The organism is Bradyrhizobium sp. Leo170 (genome assembly GCF_004296405.1).
Classification (GTDB): Bacteria; Pseudomonadota; Alphaproteobacteria; order Rhizobiales; family Xanthobacteraceae; genus Bradyrhizobium.
The window spans coordinates 1-3138 of sequence record NZ_PSRR01000557.1 but is presented as its reverse complement, the minus strand read 5'-3'; the positions used below and the strand labels follow the sequence as shown (position 1 = coordinate 3138).

Annotated in this window: 4 protein-coding genes; 3 read left to right on the top strand and 1 reads right to left on the bottom strand. The window is 62.8% G+C overall.

Features of this window, described 5'->3' with window-relative positions; translation table 11 throughout:
• The first annotated feature begins 84 nt into the window (after positions 1 to 84).
• The 3 genes from tnpA (at position 85) to tnpC (ending at position 2566) form a co-directional block, all read left to right on the top strand.
• A complete protein-coding gene (tnpA, locus tag CWO89_RS48990; RefSeq protein WP_130231960.1) occupies positions 85 to 537 on the top strand; it encodes an IS66-like element accessory protein TnpA in 453 nt (150 codons plus the stop codon).
• Entirely contained in the window at positions 534 to 884 is a 351-nt protein-coding gene (tnpB, locus tag CWO89_RS42325; RefSeq protein WP_130231958.1) for an IS66 family insertion sequence element accessory protein TnpB, read from the top strand. Before tnpA ends, tnpB begins: the two co-directional genes overlap by 4 nt.
• Before the next feature lie 122 nt (positions 885 to 1006).
• Positions 1007 to 2566, top strand: a complete 1560-nt coding sequence (tnpC, locus tag CWO89_RS42320) for an IS66 family transposase (protein ID WP_394570277.1) — start codon at positions 1007 to 1009, stop codon at positions 2564 to 2566.
• Here the strand turns inward: tnpC and CWO89_RS42315 are convergent, their stop codons facing one another.
• Entirely contained in the window at positions 2567 to 3004 is a 438-nt protein-coding gene (locus CWO89_RS42315) for a hypothetical protein (protein WP_130231902.1), read from the bottom strand.
• Positions 3005 to 3138 lie beyond the last annotated feature (134 nt).

Below are 3138 nucleotides of genomic sequence, written 5' to 3'. Positions count from 1 at the left end.
GTGAGCGTCATCCGGCGACCACGCACTGAGGGCTGATCTGGTCGGCTAGGAAGATCTCGTGGATTGGTTCGTCACGAGGTCACCATGTCAAAAGATAGTTGTAAGGATGGCGATAAGGATAGGCATGCGCGTATCCTTGAGGACGGCTCCGACACGCTGCAGCGCGTCGAGATCATCACGGGGACCGGCCGACGACGGCGCTGGTCGACCGATGCGAAAGCGGCGATTGTCGCGGAGAGTTTCGCGCCGGGTGCAAGCGCTTCCGGGGTGGCGCGGCGACACGACATCAGCCCGAGCCTGTTGTTTCTTTGGCGTCGTCAGGCAACGCGGGCGAAGCTCGCGGAGCGCAGGGATGGAGGCGTGCCATCAGGCTTTGTGCCGGTCGCGATCACGGGCTGCGGGGGCAAATTGCCGCCATGCGAGGAGCAGGGGGCGATTGAGATCGACGTCGGCGTGGTTCGCATCCGTGTCGTGGGAACGGTCGACCGGCGAGCACTCTGCGAGGTGCTTGCGGCAGTCAGGACGGTTGGCCGATGATCGGGCTCCGCGCTGGGTTATCGATCTGGATCGCGACGCAGCCGGTCGATTTCCGTCGCGGCATGGACTCGCTGGCGATGCTGGTGAGCGAGGCGTTTGGAGCCAATCCGTTCGACGGCGGGCTGTGGGTGTTTCGCTCCAAGCGCCGAGATCGCGTGAAGATCCTGACCTGGGACGGAAGCGGCCTTGTTCTTTACTACAAGAGAATCGAAGGGCAGTTCAGCTGGCCGCCGATCAAGGAAGGCGTCATGCCGCTATCTCATGCTCAGCTCTCGGTGCTGCTCGACGGCTCGGACTGGAAGCGTGTGCCGATGCGGGTTGTGGATCAACCAACACGAGCTGGTTGATCATCATCAAGAGTAGTTCGGCATTCATGCAGAGCTGTAGTAGAACGCGCTGCATGATTGATTTGCCTTTCGATCCAGCATTGCTCCAGAAAGCCGTGACGGCGCTGTCGTCACGGCTTGCCATGTTGTCGGCGGAATGCAGCACGCTGGCGGCTGAGCGTGATGCAGCGATCGCCCAGCGCGATGCTGCGATCCAGGAGAACGACAAGCTCCTGGTGATCCTGTCGCAGTACAAGCGCACGATCTTCGGTCCCCGGTCCGAGACACTGGATCCCGGACAGCTATCTCTCTTCACCATCACGGCGCAGGCGGCTGGTCCCGCCGCCAACGACGACGTGACCGGAGGCAGGCTGCCTGATGGAGCGGAAGGCCGTGGAAAGCGACTGGCGCGACGCAACCGGGGGAAGCTTCCGGAGCATTTGCCGCGCATCGACGTCGTGATCGATATCGAGAGCCATATCTGCCCCTGCTGCGGCGAGCGGCTGCACAAGATCGGGGAGACCGTCAAGGAAGCCTTCGACGTCGTTCCGATGCAATACCGGGTCAAGCGCATCGTGCGTCCGCGCTATGGTTGCCGGGGATGCCGCCAGGGTGTGCTGCAGGCGGCCGCGCCGGCCCAGGCGGTCGAGGGCGGGATGGTGACGGAAGCCTTACTGGCCCACATCGCGGTGATGAAATACGGTTACCAGCTGCCGCTGTATCGGCAGGAACAGATGTTTGCCGCGCAGGGCGTCGCGCTCGACCGTCAGACGCTGGCTTCGTGGATGGGCCGCGTCGCCTGGTGGCTGAGGCCGCTTCACGCGCTGTTGCGCGACACAGTGATCTCCTACCCGCGGCTGTTTGCCGATGAGACGCCGCTGCCGGTTCTCGATCCCGGCCGTGGCAGGACCAAAGTCTGCCAGTTCTGGGCGATCGCCACCGATGACCGGCCGTGGGGCGGCCCGGCACCGCCGGCGGTGGTCTACGTATTTGCCGAGGATCGCAAGGCGATCCGCGCCAAACAGCTGTTCGGAGACTACCAGGGCATCCTGCAGGTCGACGGCTATGCCGCCTACAAGGGTCTGATCAAGAACGGCGGCCGTCTGGTGCAACTCGCATTCTGCTTCGCGCATGCGCGGCGGAAGTTCTGGGACGTTCACGTCGCGACGAAGTCGCCGATTGCCGCGGAAGCGCTGCAACGGATTGCGATGTTCTATGCCATCGAAGACCGTATCCGTGGTCTGCCGGCGGCGCAGCGGTCTGCGGTTCGGCAAACCGAAACCAGGCCGCTGATCGAGCACCTCAAGCCGTGGCTTGAGGCACGACTGCTGGAAGTCTCGAAGAAGTCTGGCCTTGGCAAGGCGATTCGCTACACCCTCAACCATTGGGAAGGCCTGACGCGCTTCATCGATGACGGGCGCATCGAGATCGACAACAATACGGTCGAACGCACCATCAAGCCGATAGGGTTAGGAAAGAAGAACTATTTGTTTGCGGGCAGTGAAGGCGGCGCCGAGACCTGGGCCATTCTCGCGTCGATCATCAACTCGGCCAAGCTGCAAGACATCGACCCGCGGCATTATCTGACCGACGTTCTCGAGCGCATTGTCTCCGGACGCACCAAGATCAATCAGCTGCACACATTGCTGCCGTGGACATGGAAGGCCGAGCGCGATGGTCTGGAGACAAAGCTCGCCGCCTGATCAATTTGACGGCAGGGCGTCGGGAACTTCCTGCGCGTCGCTGGTGTCGTCATAGATCTCCTCGCGGATCACGCGCAGCGTCACCTCGTGCAGATAGACTTGCAGCGCCCTCTGCAGCTCGGTGAACTCCGGCAGCAGGATCTTGTCAACGAAGCCCCGTGACGCGCGGATCATCACCGTGTTGCGTCGCTGGCGGTGGTAACGAAACGGCCGCAGCCCGTATCGACGGCAAAGCGCCAGAAACAGCTGCCGCGACCATTGGTCGGGAAGTGAGAATTGCTGCTCGATCGGTGGATCGTGGCGAGCGAGCTCCTCGACCCGGGCACGCACCCGCTGCAGTGCGGCTTCCGCCGCCAAGCGCTCACCAGCAGTTCCTGCACCCGCGAACAACGCCTCGATCTTCCGAAGCTTCTCGCGCAGATGCGACTCGCTGGTCATTCTGATCCCCGTCGCCCCCTTCAGAGGGGAGCACCCAATCATCGCCCAGCGGCAGCGTCAATCACCCCGATCGGGCAATCCAAAGCATTCCGCGCAAGTCAAGGCCGGGCACGGCGATCCTCTCGTGACGCTCA